The organism is Microvirga yunnanensis (assembly GCF_025460875.1).
The window spans coordinates 1-14237 of the sequence record NZ_JAMXFI010000091.1; the positions used below are offsets into that span (position 1 = coordinate 1).

General features: G+C 60.9%; 9 protein-coding genes and 6 pseudogenes. 4 read left to right on the forward strand and 11 right to left on the reverse strand.

Translation table 11 applies throughout. The annotated features are described in order from the left end of the window. A partial coding sequence (locus NF876_RS31005; RefSeq protein ID WP_262272102.1) for an SDR family NAD(P)-dependent oxidoreductase occupies positions 1 to 199 on the reverse strand: 199 nt, incomplete at its 3' end. A 1250-nt stretch (positions 200 to 1449) separates the two neighbouring features. Here NF876_RS31005 and NF876_RS31010 point away from each other — a divergent pair. Together NF876_RS31010 and NF876_RS31015 are read left to right on the forward strand one after the other, a co-directional pair. Continuing rightward, positions 1450 to 2475 (forward strand): annotated as a pseudogene (locus tag NF876_RS31010) (IS5 family transposase); the annotation flags it as partial. A 514-nt stretch (positions 2476 to 2989) separates the two neighbouring features. Then, positions 2990 to 4099 (forward strand): annotated as a pseudogene (locus NF876_RS31015) (IS110 family RNA-guided transposase). A 536-nt stretch (positions 4100 to 4635) separates the two neighbouring features. On the opposite strand, the gene NF876_RS31020 reads toward NF876_RS31015, so the two are convergent. The 3 genes and pseudogenes from NF876_RS31020 to NF876_RS31035 form a co-directional block, all read right to left on the reverse strand. Next, positions 4636 to 5682 (reverse strand): cytochrome-c peroxidase, encoded by a 1047-nt coding sequence (locus tag NF876_RS31020; protein WP_210805205.1) that lies wholly within the window; start codon positions 5680 to 5682, stop codon positions 4636 to 4638. Positions 5683 to 6127: 445 nt separating this feature from the next. Then, the gene (locus NF876_RS31025) at positions 6128 to 6769 is read right to left on the reverse strand and encodes a DUF1826 domain-containing protein (RefSeq protein ID WP_210805201.1); all 642 of its coding nucleotides are present in this window, start codon (positions 6767 to 6769) and stop codon (positions 6128 to 6130) included. Then, positions 6759 to 7959 (reverse strand): annotated as a pseudogene (locus tag NF876_RS31035) (GTP-binding protein). Before NF876_RS31035 ends, NF876_RS31025 begins: the two are co-directional and overlap by 11 nt. 314 nt (positions 7960 to 8273) lie before the next feature. Between NF876_RS31035 and NF876_RS31040 the strand changes: the two are divergent. Both NF876_RS31040 and NF876_RS31045 read left to right on the forward strand, forming a co-directional pair. After that, positions 8274 to 9212 (forward strand): metal ABC transporter solute-binding protein, Zn/Mn family, encoded by a 939-nt coding sequence (locus NF876_RS31040; protein WP_210805203.1) that lies wholly within the window; start codon positions 8274 to 8276, stop codon positions 9210 to 9212. A gap of 151 nt (positions 9213 to 9363) precedes the next feature. After that, complete coding sequence (locus tag NF876_RS31045; protein ID WP_262266217.1) at positions 9364 to 10329, forward strand: CobW family GTP-binding protein; 966 nt, start codon at positions 9364 to 9366, stop codon at positions 10327 to 10329. A 151-nt stretch (positions 10330 to 10480) separates the two neighbouring features. On the opposite strand, the pseudogene NF876_RS31050 reads toward NF876_RS31045, so the two are convergent. The 7 genes and pseudogenes from NF876_RS31050 to NF876_RS43580 form a co-directional block, all read right to left on the reverse strand. Beyond that, positions 10481 to 10792 (reverse strand): annotated as a pseudogene (locus NF876_RS31050) (transposase domain-containing protein); the annotation flags it as partial. 13 nt (positions 10793 to 10805) lie between these two features. Further along, positions 10806 to 11242: pseudogene (locus NF876_RS31055) on the reverse strand (transposase); the annotation flags it as partial. 126 nt (positions 11243 to 11368) lie between these two features. Further along, a pseudogene (locus tag NF876_RS31060) lies at positions 11369 to 11999 on the reverse strand (IS6 family transposase); the annotation flags it as partial. After that, positions 11999 to 12751 (reverse strand): 7-cyano-7-deazaguanine synthase QueC, encoded by a 753-nt coding sequence (gene queC / locus NF876_RS31065; protein WP_210806288.1) that lies wholly within the window; start codon positions 12749 to 12751, stop codon positions 11999 to 12001. The gene queC and the pseudogene NF876_RS31060, both read right to left, overlap by 1 nt. Next, positions 12738 to 13115, reverse strand: coding sequence for a 6-pyruvoyl trahydropterin synthase family protein (locus tag NF876_RS31070; RefSeq protein ID WP_210806290.1), 378 nt, complete (start codon positions 13113 to 13115; stop codon positions 12738 to 12740). The genes queC and NF876_RS31070 overlap by 14 nt, the downstream gene beginning before the upstream one ends. Beyond that, the gene (queE, locus tag NF876_RS31075) at positions 13115 to 13747 is read right to left on the reverse strand and encodes a 7-carboxy-7-deazaguanine synthase (protein WP_210806292.1); all 633 of its coding nucleotides are present in this window, start codon (positions 13745 to 13747) and stop codon (positions 13115 to 13117) included. The genes NF876_RS31070 and queE overlap by 1 nt, the downstream gene beginning before the upstream one ends. Next, complete coding sequence (locus NF876_RS43580) at positions 13744 to 14115, reverse strand: 7-cyano-7-deazaguanine synthase (protein ID WP_371823128.1); 372 nt, start codon at positions 14113 to 14115, stop codon at positions 13744 to 13746. The genes queE and NF876_RS43580 overlap by 4 nt, the downstream gene beginning before the upstream one ends. Between the last annotated feature and the right edge of the window lie 122 nt (positions 14116 to 14237).

Below are 14237 nucleotides of genomic sequence, written 5' to 3' on the forward strand. Positions count from 1 at the left end.
GGATGCCGCTCTCGCAGGAGGCCGCATCGGACACGTCGAACTTGAAGACCGGAATGCCGGTTTCACCCTTGAACTGGTTGGCGGCCTCGTCATTGCCGCCGTAATTGGCCGCAACCTTGTAGCCCGCATCCTTCAAGGCTTTTGAAATCGCGGCACCGATGCCGCGGGTGCCACCGGTGACCAATGCAACACGCGCCATGCTGTTTCTTCTCCCTATTGCGTTGATGGGATATCCTGCTGTCAGCTCTAACATAACCTTCCCGAACCTCGGGTTCGAACATCGCCGTGGGGCGCCGGCGACGTACTTTCGATAGGTTAAGGGCTGACCGTCAGGGCGCGATAAAGCGCTTCTCGGCTCAGTATGTTGGTGCGGCTCGGGCATGTTGCTTTCCTTACCTTTATCACATTGATTGTGTGGTTACTCAGACCTGAAGGATCCGGTCGGCAATTTCGGTGGCCGTTCGACGAGGACTTTGCAAAGGGCGTGCCAATGGCGCAGAGCACGAATGCAGTAGATGCATCTCGGCTTGCAATTCGGGGGCTGTGTCAAGCTCTGGGGGACGAGGTGCGGTTTGGCCAGAAAGTTTAACCGATCCAGGTCTGCCCGAGTGCGGCGGCCTATCGAGCGTTGTCGAAAAGAGCTACAATGGCTTTTGGCTGTTTGCAGCATGTCTGGCAGAAACGCGTTATGTCTTTGTGTTAGCGCTTCCGCGAGCGGACGCAGGCGCGATGGAAGTGCGCCAAGCGCTCACGCGGTGCTGATCCAGGGACAAGCGGAGTGGCATGATGGGTGGACGTTGCCCGTCTGAGACACGATCGCGCGCCTGCCGCTGCCCTCCGCTTCGCTCAAATTGGATCCTCTGGAGCGCATCTGGCCGTATGCCTAGCAAGAGACACATGTCTGGATATGGATGCGTGCTTGTAGTGTTTCTCGTCGTTGTTGGAATTGTTGAGTCTTCTCATGCGCCACATCGCTCGCCAGAAGCTCCATCAGTGCAGGGCCGTCGATGTGCTCAACAGCCGTCTCCGCATGATGGAGCTTCGCGGAAAGAGCCTTGCTATGTGGACAATGCACTCCGCTAGATCAGCGGCGCATACCAACAAGCGGAACGGCTCGCCCCGCGCCCCGGCAGGGACGTGTCAGCGCAATCACGGGCTAAACGGAATCCTTGAGAGACTACCCCCGGTGCGCCAATGGCTCTCGCAAATACGGTGCTATCCTCGACTGCCCTGTGCTCGCCCAAGCATGACGTGCTAAAGACCGAGGGGCAAGAGCATCGTCAACGTAACGGAGATATGGGCTCTGAAGGTGCTTTTAAGCTGAGGCAAGTCACTTAGTCGGCCCTAAATAACCCACAACTTGTTGGGGCAGAAGGATTCTTCGTCGCCACGAAGCATTGTAAAATGCCAGCATCTGGGGACGGACCCGCTCAAACCTGGTGCTTTGCCATGGGACCCAAGCCGACGCTGCCGAGTTCCGGTGATCTCTACCGCAGCCGCCTCGACCAAATCCTCGATCCCCGTCACGAGCTGTTTCGATTGGCGGCTCTCATCGACTAAGACCGCTTCGATCAGGAGTTCGGCCGCTTCTATCGGCCCCTGGGGCGGCCCGCCAAGCCGACGCGCCTGATGGTTGGGCTGTCGTATCTCCAGCACACCTTCAACCTGTCCGATGAGGCGGTGGTGCAACGCTGGATCGAGAACCCGTATTTGCAGTGGTTCTGTGGCTGTGAGTACTTCCAGCATGAGCTGCCGTGCGATCCCAGCTCGCTGACGCGCTGGCGCAAACGGCTCGGACCCGACGGACTCGAGAGCCTGCTGGCGGCCACCATCCAGGCCGGGCTGGACAGCGGCGCCGTGCGGCCCTCCAGTCTGGAGCGGATCAGCGTCGACACCACCGTGCAGCCCAAAGCTATCACTTATCCCACCGACGCCAAGCTCTATCTCAAGGCGCTGCAGGCTCTGGTGCGGCAGGCCAAGCGGCATGGCCTCGAGCTGCGCCAAGCCCACACCCGCCTGGCCAAACGCGCGGCCGTGCAGGTCGGCCGCTACGCCCATGCCCGTCAGATGCGGCGCATGCGGCGCGAGTTGAAGCGGCTGAAGACCTATCTCGGACGCGTGTACCGCGATGTCGCCCGCAAAGTCACAGGCGATGAGGTTCTCTCACGCCGGTTTGCTTCTCTGCTCGGCCTCGTCGAGCGTCTTCTGACGCAGGAGCGCACGAGCAAGAACAAGCTCTACAGCCTCCACGCCCCAGAGGTGGTGTGCATCGCCAAGGGCAAGGCGCATCGGCCGTACGAATTCGGCTCCAAGGTCGCACTGGCGGTGACCAACCGCGAAGGCTTCGTGCTCGCGTCCAAGGCACTGGAGGGCAATCCATATGATGGCCACACGCTCAGCGCCACCGTGGGGCAGGTGACGGCCTTGAGTGGGGTTGAGCCCGCGCGCATTTACGTCGACCTGGGCTATCGTGGGCAACAATCTGATTGAGCTGGAGTGGGTCCATCCCGAGCCGCTCTGCCCACTCCTGTAAAGCGGAGTCATAGAGCAGTCCTAAGAAATGTCTCGAATGCTCCGCGGCGCGCTTGAGCTTGGCAAGTTCAGCCAACGCTGCCGTCATCAGTTCAAAATCACGATCTGCCATCATGCCACTTCCCCTTATGCTTTGTCAGCAACTATGGCCTGCTAGAGTCTCGGGGACAAGACCTCACGTTAAGCAGTGGCTGCTAGGCCGCGACGACCCTGTCTCAATCGTAAGGATATGCGGGCAGTGATTGTTGAATACTTTCAGGGTAGTCTATCGTGACATGTCTACCGGCTCAACAGTGAAGACAGATACCAAGGCAGCAGAGGTGCCCTACAAAAAAGAGCTCATGCCCGCCTTTAAGACCGTATGTCCGCCTGTGTTGAGGAAGTGGCTCGCCCTACTCTGCGCCTCCGAGGGTTGCTCGGGTGGTCCGAGCCGATCCTCACCGCAGGAGGACGAGCCATGGTACAGTCTACGGAGGTTTTTGTCGGAATCGATGTCGCCAAAGCGCGCTATGCCGTTGCGGTCGCTGATGGCGAACTGGGCGGTGAAGTTCGCTACCTGGGAGAGATCGATGCTTCCGCAGAGAGCATGCGGCGCTTCGTGAAGCGCTTGGCGTCCAAGTATGACTTCGTCCACTTCTGCTACGAGGCTGGCCCGACCGGCTATGGCCTGCACCGGCTCATCACCAGCCTCGGCTATCCCTGCGCAGTTGATGCCCCCTCACTCATTCCGCGCAAGCCCGGCGATCGGGTCAAGACCAACCGGCGCGATGCAATCGCCTAGGCCAGACTTCTGCGGGCCGGCGAGCTCACGGCGGTGTGGGTCCCCGATGAAGGTCACGAAGCCATGCGCGACCTGGTCCGCGCCCGCGCTGCGGCGGTCGAGAGCTTGCGGGTGCATCGCCAGCAGGTCAGTGCCTTCATGCTCAAACATGGGCATGTCTACCCACGCAAGACAGGCTGGACCATGCGCTACCTGCGCTGGCTGCAGGAGCAGACCTTCGATCATCCCGCTCACCAGATCGTCCTGCAGGAGAGGGTCGAAGCCGTGCGGCTGGCGAAGGAACGGGTGGAGCGGCTCGAGCAGACGATTGCAGAATTCCTGCCTCATTGGTCTCTGGCACCGCTCGTGCGGGCCCTGCAAGCGTTGCGGGGCATCGATCTGGTTGTCGCCGTGACCTTCGTCACCGAGGTTGGGGATGTCAGCCGCTTCGAGAACCCTCGTCAGCTCATGGCCTATCTGGGCCTGGTTCCGAGTGAGCGTTCGACCGGCGAAACGGTGCGGCGGAGCGGCATCACCAAGGCCGGAAACAGTCGCGTTCGACAGATGCTGGTGGAAAGCGCCTGGACCTATCGGCACCCGCCGCGCATCGGCACAGTCAAACTCTACCGGCTGGAAGCGACGACACCGAATGTGCGCGAGATCGCCTGGAAAGCCCAGACGCGTTTGAGTGGCCGCTATCGAGCCCTCACTCGACGGGGCAAGAAGTCAACGGTGGTGTGCACGGCCGTCGCTCGCGAGCTCGCCGGCTTCATGGGGGCGGTCGCCCGGGAGGTTCAACCCGCCTGATCTGCCCCAGCGGCAACATCTCCTTCTCATGCAGAGGCGGGGGCGGGATCACGGCAGGGGAAAAGCCCGTCAAACGCTTTGTGGCCGACCATGGATCGACGCCCGCTGTAAGATCGGGCCAGCCCCGGACGCACACTCGGGAATGCGGTAGCCAATCCGCGCATCCGAGCTTGATCACCGACGTCCTTCAGGTCTCGTTCCCACCTCTGCGTGTTCATCGATACGGGCCCGCTCTCCGCAGCGGCGGGATCGTTGCGTCAAAATCGTTGACAGCGGACATCAGAGCGTCATGTTCCAACCATTTCCTGAATGGACAACCGCTGAGGAACAGATTGGACTCTCCCTGCCCTTTCCGGCACTGGTCGCTTCTGCCTGCCGCTGCCACGGCAACGCGCTTCATAAACGCCCGTGCCTGCAGCCTCGACCGATCAGGGTCTTGCATCGGCTGAGGGCTGCCTCACCCAAGCTACTCTCTCAACAGTCGGTCGCGCGGCACCTAGAGGCGTTGTAGGGGCCGTCGGTTGGGCCGGGATCGGTCAGCGCAGGCTGTTCTGCCTCCCGACCGCGTCGCCTTGCTCCAGCGAGTTCTTGACTAGCGGCTCGGGCCGCGGCGTCTGCTCCGTGCTTGGCGGCAGGACAGGTAGCTCCATGCGAGGTTGCTGGCCTGTGAGGGTGCGCAGGAAGGCAGCGATGTCGCTCGTCTCCTGAACAGTCAGCTCCTTGCCGAGCTGTGCTACACCCATGATTGCTACCGCCCGCTCCAAGTTCCAGACCTTGCCGCTGTGGAAGTAGGGGGCGGTCAGCTCGACATTGCGCAGCGGTACCGCACGGAAGACGTATTCGTCGCTGGTGGTCCTGGTCACAGCGAAACGGCCCTTGTCTTCGGGAGGAAGAACCTCGCGGCCTGGGCGCTCTACCGCGCCAAACAGGAAATAGTCCTGCCCACCGAGATTGATGCCGCGGTGACAGGCCGTGCAGCCGGTCTCCATAAAAAGCTTGAGCCCGTGCTTCTCTTGGTCGTTCAGAACGGCCACATTGCCCTCCAGAAACTGGTCGAACCGTGAGGCCGGCGTGATCAGAGTCGCCTCGAAGGCCTCAATCGCCTTGGCAAGATTGTCAAAGGTGACCGGGTCGTTCTCTCCGGAGAAGGCGGCCCTGAAGCGGTTCTGGTATTCGGGGATGCTCTTGAGCACGTTGACGACGTGCTTGGGGGAGGCTGCCATCTCGCTGGCGCCCTGGATCGGCCCCCTGGCCTGTGTGCGCAGGTCCTGGACACGTCCGTCCCAGAACTGCGCTGCGTTGAACACTGAATTGAGCACAGTCGGCGAGTTTCTCCGCCCCTTCTGCCAGCCATGGCCCATGGAGGTCTCAACGTTGTCGCTGCCGCCCGCCGCCAGATTGTGGCAGGAGTTGCAGCTCAGGATACCGGAGGCGGATAGGCGCGGGTCGAACCACAGCATGCGGCCGAGCTCGGCCTTTTCGCGGGTGACGGGATTCCCCTTGACCTCGGGCACCATGGAAGGAATCGGCTTGAAGGCATCGTTCGCGATCTTGCGCAGTTCCTTGACTTCCTGCTGGCTCATCGCGGGCGACGGCGCCGACGTCGCAGATAGTTGAGCGCATGCTTCAGGAGAGGATGCGCCCAGGGCGAGTACGGCGACAAAGGCTCCGCTGGCGACACTGGCGAGAAGGGGCTGATTCATTTTCAGGCTCCACGATGCCGGGGGATGGGCTGAAGGTGGCTATGACGGGCAGGGACGGCTACATAGGACGGTTGCAAGATCTGTGCCTGATTGTACGGTAGCGAAGCATGTGGAAGAACGTGCACGTTGGGACGAACTGTTGACTCCTCTAAGCTCTAATCGGCTTGGCTCCGGTGCCTGAAAGGTCGCACACCGAGGACACTGGGGAGCGCCCCCGCTGTGAAGCCTCGTGGACCCAGGCAACGCCACTGAGGACGACGAGAGAGTATCCGAGAGCCAGCGCAAGCCTGAGACGTCTGTTCATGAAGCTCTCCTTGATTGTGGATCAGGACGGACGAGGGGCTTCGTTGATCGCAAGGGAGAGCCTGGCGATGTCTTGTCCGTCGATCGCCGGCGAGCGGTGCAGAACACCGGGATGGCCCGCCGTTGCGCCGCAACATCCGCGCATAATGGCAATCCATCCCCGCTCAAGCTGTCTGACTTGGCCGCTTGGGATTGGCGAGCTCGGCGGGAGTGCTATGAGAGCATGGGGTGGCACCCACTCGGTGCCGGAACCGCGATAAGTGGTGACGAGCCGGTAGCGCACATTGTCGACATGGAAGTTGCGGCAGACATCATTCTCGGTGACCTTGAGGCGCAGGCACAGACGCTGAGCTCCTGTGAGCTGAGAGAACATCAGCCCGAGGAAGCTCAGGTCATTGCCGAGCCACTCCGCCAGCCAATCCGCGCCGATCCCGGCTTTTGCCAAGCGCAACTGCACCTCGCGCTGTAAGGTCTGGAGATCACCCTCGAGCCGCAATCGCGGGAGACGATGCACCGGCAACGCGTCGAGTCCAGCGGCTACAACCGGATCGAGCGCTCGCGGCAGGATGCCGATCGGTCGGAACTGGAGGGTCTGCCGCGTCAGCCTCTCCTCGACGCACATTCTGTGATGGGATTCAGGACGGATATCGCGTTCAGGCTGCATCAGCTTTCCCCCATAATGGGAAGGGATCACGCAGTTGCCGATAAGCATCGGGATCGAACTGCGTCGCTGTTGACGCTCCGATCAGGCTGTCATCAAGCACCGCACGAATGGCAGATTCATCCATGCCAGTCCCGATCAACACCAGCTCCTGGCGCCGGCCGCCCCAGAGGGCGTCTCCATTCGGGGTGATCAGGCCAGTGCTGTTTGGGAATCGCGCTCCACCAATGGCCCGTAGCCATCATGCGTACGGTAGCGCCTGCAGGCGAGAACTCGACGACCCATCTTGGCCGCGTAGCGAGCCAGAAAAGCCCCTTGGCCCGGATTAGCCCCGGCAATGTGGCGTTGATGAACGCGCGGAACCTCTCGGGATGAGCCAGACACCGTGTTCGGTAGACGAAATTTTGAATGCCGTAATCTTCCGTCTCCGGCAAATGCTCGGCATGGCCGTATAGCTCCTTGGACCAGGGCGGATGCTGCTGCCTCTTCCCCTCATCAAACAACTTGGTATTGAAGATATCGGAGAGACCCACTTGCCCGGAGGCGGTCTCAATGATGCGGTCACTTGGATTGAGGGCTACAACAACCTTGCGCACGAGATCGAGCGCTTCAGGTGTAACCTCTGTGACCTTGTTGAGGATGACGACCTCTGCAAACTTCATCTGCTCCAAGAACGGATGCACGAGGGTGTCTTCGTCGGCCTCGCCTGACGTTTCGCCGCGATCCCGCGGGAAGTCGTTGGACCTGCAGTCCTTTAGCAGATGGGCGGCGTCCCCGACGGGCGCTATGGTACCTAGACGGGCCACATCAGAGCGGTTGTTCACGTCCTCGTCACGGAAGGAGAATGTACTCGCCACCGGCATGGGCCTGGCGATCCCGGTTCCTTCGATCAAGAGGTAGTCGAACCGGCCCTCGTCTCTTAGGCACCGCACCTCGACCAGGAGATCGCCGCGCAGCGTGCAGCAGACGCAGCCATTGGCTATCTCCACCAGCTTCTCGTCCATGCGGGCGAGATTGGCGCCGCTCTCGCGAATCAGATCGGCATCAATGTTCACCTCGCGCATGTGACGGACGATTACCGCCACGTTGCGGCGCTTGCGGCTGTTAAGCACTTGATCGAGCCGGGTGGACTCGCCGATGCCGATGAACCCGGAAAGCACGGTGCCGAGCGCGCGGCAGGGAGCAGATATCATGGCAGTCTCCAGCTTTGGGCGTTGCGGCTGCATCACGGATAGTATACTATACGTAATAGGTACTGTATAATATACGTCAAGGTGGTTTCGCATGAATTTCGCAAAAACGGACTGTGAGGCTGCTGCCCCGCCCAACCTCAACTGCACACAGGAGCGGGTTCATCGGCTTCTTACCGAGGCTCGGGTTAGGCGTCGCCTCGCGGACTGGAGCCGATCCCATGCCTTTCAGTTCCAGAACACCGCCGTCGACACCAATGGCCTTTGTGCCACCTGAGGCCCTTCTTTTCGATCAGGAACCTTTGAAAGGACATCTTATGATCAGTCGTCGCTCTGCCCTTGCCGCTCTGGCATCGATCACCTTTGTCCTCTCCGGCATCCCGGCCCTAGCACAAGCATCAAAGCTCAAGGCAATCGCCTCATTCTCGATCCTAGGGAATCTCGTGCACCAGGTAGGCGGCGATCGCGTCGAGGTGATGACACTCGTCGGTCCCAACGGGGACGCCCACGTCTTCCCCCCGCCGACAGCGTACGCGACAAAGGTCGCCAATGCTAAGATCATCTTCGTCAACGGACTCGGGTTCGACGACTGGATCAACTGCCTCGTCAAATCCTCCGGCAGCACGGCATCGCTCGTGATCGCCAGCACTAACGTCAAGGCGATCAACGGAGAGGAGGAGCATGACCATAGCAAGAGCGAGCACAGTGATGCTGGCCACGACCATGGCAACCTTGACCCACACGCGTGGCAGGACGTGGCAAATGCCAAGATCTATGTCGCGAACATCCGCGACGGGCTGATCAGGGCCGATCCTGCTGGCAAGGGAGCCTACGAGAACAATGCCAAGAGCTACCTCACCAAACTCGATATGCTCGAGGCCGAGGTAAAGGCCCGCGTTGCCAAGATCCCGCCCGAGCGACGCAAGATTCTCACCTCCCACAACGCCTTTGGGTATTTCGAGCACGCCTACGGCATCGACTTCGTTGCTCCCCAGGGGGTCTCGACGGAAGGGGAGGCCTCGGCGGCGGATGTGGCTAAGATCGTCAAGCAGATAAAGACCGAACACATTACGGCGGCGTTCGTCGAGAACATCTCTGATCCGCGGCTGATCGAGCAGATCTCCAGGGAATCGGGTGCGAGGATTGGCGGCCCCCTCTTCTCCGATGTCCTCTCCGACCAAAGTGGCCCGGCCAGCACGTACATCGATATGATCCGCAACAATGTGAACGCCTTCCAGGGAGCTCTATCGAGCTGATCCACGGGCATTCTCCCTCCAAAGACGAGAGGTACTCGCATGGCAAGGAGTTGGGGCGAACCTTCGACCATCTCCACGCGGGCACCATCATCTCACCTCGGGGCGCGCCTGCGCTCCCCTGCAGGAAGAACTCGAGATTCGGAGCCGCTCCATGACCGACAAGATTCCCGTCACCGTCCTCACAGGCTATCTCGGCGCCGGCAAGACCACCCTTCTCAACCGCATCCTGACCGAGCAGCACGGCAAGAAATATGCCGTCATCGTCAACGAGTTCGGCGAGATCGGCATCGACAACGAACTCGTCGTCGGCGCCGACGAGGAAGTGTTCGAGATGAACAACGGGTGCATCTGCTGCACCGTGCGCGGCGACCTGATCCGCATCCTCGACGGGCTGATGAAGCGCAAGGGCAAGTTCGACGCCATCATCGTCGAGACCACCGGCCTCGCCGATCCCGCCCCCGTGGCCCAGACCTTCTTTATGGATCAGGACGTGTCCGACGCCGCCCGCCTCGACGCGGTGGTGACGGTCGCCGACGCCAAGTGGCTCTCCGACCGGCTGAAGGACGCGCCGGAGGCGAAGAACCAGATCGCCTTCGCGGACGTGATCATCCTCAACAAGATCGATCTCGTGAACGAGGCAGGGCTGAACGAGGTCGAGGCGCGCATCCGCGCCATCAATCCCTACGCCAAGGTCCACCGCACCCAGAACTGCGCCATCCCGATCTCGGAAGTGCTCGACCGGAAGGCCTTCGACCTCGACCGGATCATCGAGATCGAGCCCGACTTCCTGGAGGAAGGGCATCACCATCATCACGATGAGGAGATGCAGTCCGTCTCCCTGAGGACGGATAGGGATCTCGACGCGGGTCGCTTTCTATCTTGGTACTCCGACCTGATCCAGGCTGAAGGCCTCAATATTCTGCGTTCGAAGGGCATTCTATCGTTCAAGGATGATGATCAGCGGTTTGTCCTACAGGGCGTCCACATGATCCTCGATGGAGCGCCTCAACGACCTTGGGAGCCGGGGGAGCGACGCGAGTCCCGCCTGGTCCTGATTGGCCGGTACTTGGATGTCCCCAGCCTGCAAGCCCAATTCCAGGCCTGTGTGGCTGGGTGAGCCCCGAACTCCGTGGCCTTCACGTACCCATAGCAATGTCTTGACGGTCGATCTGAGCCAGGAACTCTCGGATCTTTGCGTACGGTCCTGAAACCCGGGCCTGACGCAAGTGAACGGCGCAGAGTGTCACGGTGGCTGATTGGCTTGGCTTCTACGCGGCCGTCGGCATGGCGTGAAGCTGAGCATGGTATGCGGCTTCGGCCTCGGCGGGCGGAATGTTGCCACCGGGCTCAGGCAGGCGCCGGTTGTTGACCCAGCCGGCCCATTTGGGAGTGGCGAACTCCACGGCTGCGAAGGCGCGCCACGGACCACGTCGATGGATTCCCTAGGTTTTGAAGAGTCCAAGGGCAGGTTCCGCCAAGGCATTGGCGTCGCAGTCACCAACCCTGCCGGCCGACGGCTCGATGCCCTCCTAGGCGAGCCGCTCGTTGTAGTGGATCGAGACGTACTGGACGCCTTTGTCACCCGTCTGTTTGTCAAGCGGCGATGCGTGCCTGGTCGATCTCGTTTTGCCACTGGCAAATTAAGGTGAACACTTCGCGAGCGATGTAGCGTTTGAGACACCGGATCGCCTCAAGCTTAGAATGGCGCCCAGCCATACGCTTGGCCATGTAGGCCTTGGTTCGCGGGTCGGTCCGGTCTGCGCGATGGCAATGATGTGCAGGGCGCTGTTGGCAGCTCGGATGCCTTCTCGATTGAGGCGGTGGCGGGTCGTCTTGCCGGACGAGGCTGGGACCGGGCTGACATTGCAAAGCGCGGCAAAGCCGGCGTCGAAGTGTAAGTGTTTCGGATTGTCCCCAGCCGTAAGAAGCAGTTGTGCAGCACCTGCCTGAGCAAGCGAGTTCCGGGCCATGAGGCTGGCCGCGAGTTCATCGACGATGGCACTGATCATGGCGTCCAAGGCACCAATCTCAGGCTCCGCCGCAAATCCGGAGCAGGGGCAAGCAAGGAGCAGGTCTCCACCATATGCTCATGCGGCGAGAATATCACGCTATTCGGAGAGTAATGGATCCCGATTTGGAGCATACTTCACCTTTCAATTGCGATTCATGTGGACTATTTCGATCCCACCCAAGATCACGCGGGACACTGTCCGCGGACTTGAAGCCGAGCATCGGATGCATGCGGTGTTTGACGGAGCGGTGATCCAGCTCGGTGCGGTTGTTGATGTATTGACCCTGCTGGATCCGGATCGGCTTCACCTCGCACCGAGATCAATCCTGCAGCCGGCCCTCGGCATCACCCGACGGGATTGCTTCGCGATGGGTCTGGCTGCCGACGATGACAATCCTCCCGGGCCGGCCATGCTGCTTGAGAACCTTGCGTAGCAATCACTTGGCGGCGGTCAGATTACGCCGCTCGCTGAACCAGAACTCCACGGTGTCGCCGTTGCTTTCGATGGCTCGGTAGAGGTATTTCCATTGACCTCGAACTTTGGTGTAAGTCTCGTCCATATGCCGCTTCCGGCTGACAACTCGCTTGCGAAGATTGAACTGCTCCAGCAACTGCGGTGCGAAATGCACGCTTTAGCGATAGATGGTGGCATCGTCGATAGAGAGGCCGCCCTCGGCCACCGTGTCTTCAAGATTTCTTAGGCTCAGACTAGAGGCCAGGTACCACCGGACGCAGAGAAGGATCCCTGAGCAATCGGAATGGCGGCCTCTGAGTATCATGCTCCTCCGGAGCTGACCGGAGATGTAGACTGAACGGAGTTACCTACAGGTTTGCAACGCCGCCATCCCGCTGACCGCAACCGGCAGGCACCACATTCGCCGCAGCCGAAGCCCCACTCATGCCGGGTACGATGGTCGCCGTTGTAGCAGGTTTGGGTTTCCCGCACGATCAGCTCGACGAGCGCATCGCCCCCCAGCGCTTGTGCAAGACCCCAGGTTTCGGCTTTGTCGATCCACATCAAGGGGGTCTCGAGCACCAGCCGCGAATTCATGCCGAAGTTCAGCGCAGTCTGAAGCGCTTTGATGGTTTCATCGCGGCAGTCAGGATACCCGCTGAAGTCCGTCTCGCAGACGCCCGTCACCACCCGTTCGAGGTCGCGTTGGAAGGCGACGATCGCCGCAAAGGTGAGGAACACCAGGTTGCGCCCGGGCACGAAAGTCGCGGGAAGCCCGTCTGGACGGCTGCCAACCACCGGCAGGTCCGCGGTCAGCGCGCTTATGCTGACCTCACCCAGCACATCGAGCGGGATGACCCGATCCGGTCCAAGGCGGCTAGCCCAGAGCGGTGACAGGCGGGCAAGCGCCTGCCGGATAGGCTCCCGGCAGTCCATCTCAACTGCATGCCGCTGACCGTACGAAAACCCGATCGTCTCCACCCGCTCGTAGCGCGACAGCGCCCAGGCCAGACAGGTGGTTGAATCCTGCCCACCCGAGAAGACCACGAGGGCGGAGGATTTAGCGGTGATCATGGTCAGCCGGCGCGTAGTAGGTACAGGTTTCGCCGCAGCTGTCGCGGTAGATCGTCACGCGTGCAATTGGCCCGATGTGTTTGACGCGATCGAAGATAAACCGGGTGATGTTCTCCAGTGTCGGTTGCTCCAGCCCCTCGATCCGGTTGAGGAACTTGTGATCGAGGGTGCGGCGCATCTCCGCGAGCTTACCCTCGAGCAAGCCCAGGTCGATCAGCATGCCCGTTTCGGGATCGGGCACTCCGCGCACGGCAACCTCGGTCCGGAAGGAGTGCCCATGGATCTCCTCACTGGCTGGCCCGAGCGTCGTACCCGTGAGCGTATGGGCGGCTTCGAAGTGAAACGACTTCGTGAGTTCCCACATCAGCGAATTCCTAAGTACTTGTGTGTTTGGAGGCTCAGGCGCCATTGCGGGTGAGCCAGGCAATACTCGACGGCTCGCGCCGTGTTCGCGACCTGATCCGGTCCATCCATCGGCTGGAGCGAGAACCTCTCGAAGAACAAGGAGGCAAACCGCTCGGGCCGGGCATCCTCTTGCGGGAAGACCAGCTTCAGCTCATGGCCGGCTTGGATCTTGAGATCGGTGCTGCCTTTCGGGCTGACGCAGATCCAGTCGAGCCCCGGCGGCGGCGCAATGGTGCCGTTTGTTTCGATTGCGATTGTGAAGGAGCGGCGGTGCAGTTCATCGATGAGAGCGGAATCGACCTGGAGCAGCGGCTCTCCGCCCGTCAGCACCACAAGCCGGTGATCGGTCCCGGGGCCCCAATGCTCCTCAATGCAGTGGCACAGGTCGGCGGCGGTGGCATATCGCCCACCGAAGGTTCCGTCGGTGCCCACGAAGTCCGTGTCGCAGAACCGGCAAGCAGCCGCTGCGCGATCGCTCTCCCGTCCTGACCAGAGATTGCACCCGGCAAAGCGGCAGAAGACGGCCGCCCGGCCGGATTGAACGCCTTCACCCTGAAGAGTCAGGAAGATTTCTTTGACGGCGTAGCTCATTCAGGCCTCGTTTGAGAGCTTGCGCCCACCACTCGGCTGCTGGTTTCCGCCGATCCGGCCGGAAGAGGTTCCGTGGCAGAGAGCTCGATGATGTTGTGAAACATGCTCAAACGCAGAGCGCAGCCCCGTGCCGAACGCAGCTCCTTTTTGTGGCGCTGAACATGATCAAAGGGCATAGGGCGCGCGAGAGTTCGGTTAGCGGCAAGCCTTTGTGCTCGCGTAACGGAATTCAGTCCGCCGGAACAGATGACGAAGGTCTTCACCAGGGCTCCTTGTTTTGACCGGGTAGGCTGCGACCGGATCGGCTCACGTGCCGACGAACGTGAAACGGACGGGACAGGTGAACGTGTGTCTCGCCACGCACTCACCCCGCTCGCTTCTACGACATAAACGACAATTCATGTGCGCATGTCAATGATAATGCATTCCATCACATGAGAACCTCTGTCCGGGCCGGTACAATGATTCAAGTTAGACGACCGAAGAACAC

Bases quoted from the DNA above. Each gene is read 5' to 3' on its own strand.
- NF876_RS31020 (WP_210805205.1), bottom strand. From the start codon at position 5,682: ATGAGCCAGCAGGAAGTCAAGGAACTGCGCAAGATCGCGAACGATGCC.
- NF876_RS31045 (WP_262266217.1), top strand. From the start codon at position 9,364: ATGACCGACAAGATTCCCGTCACCGTCCTCACAGGCTATCTCGGCGCC.
- NF876_RS31040 (WP_210805203.1), top strand. From the start codon at position 8,274: ATGATCAGTCGTCGCTCTGCCCTTGCCGCTCTGGCATCGATCACCTTT.
- queE (WP_210806292.1), bottom strand. From the start codon at position 13,747: ATGAGCTACGCCGTCAAAGAAATCTTCCTGACTCTTCAGGGTGAAGGC.
- NF876_RS31070 (WP_210806290.1), bottom strand. From the start codon at position 13,115: ATGTGGGAACTCACGAAGTCGTTTCACTTCGAAGCCGCCCATACGCTC.
- queC (WP_210806288.1), bottom strand. From the start codon at position 12,751: ATGATCACCGCTAAATCCTCCGCCCTCGTGGTCTTCTCGGGTGGGCAG.
- NF876_RS31025 (WP_210805201.1), bottom strand. From the start codon at position 6,769: ATGCAGCCTGAACGCGATATCCGTCCTGAATCCCATCACAGAATGTGC.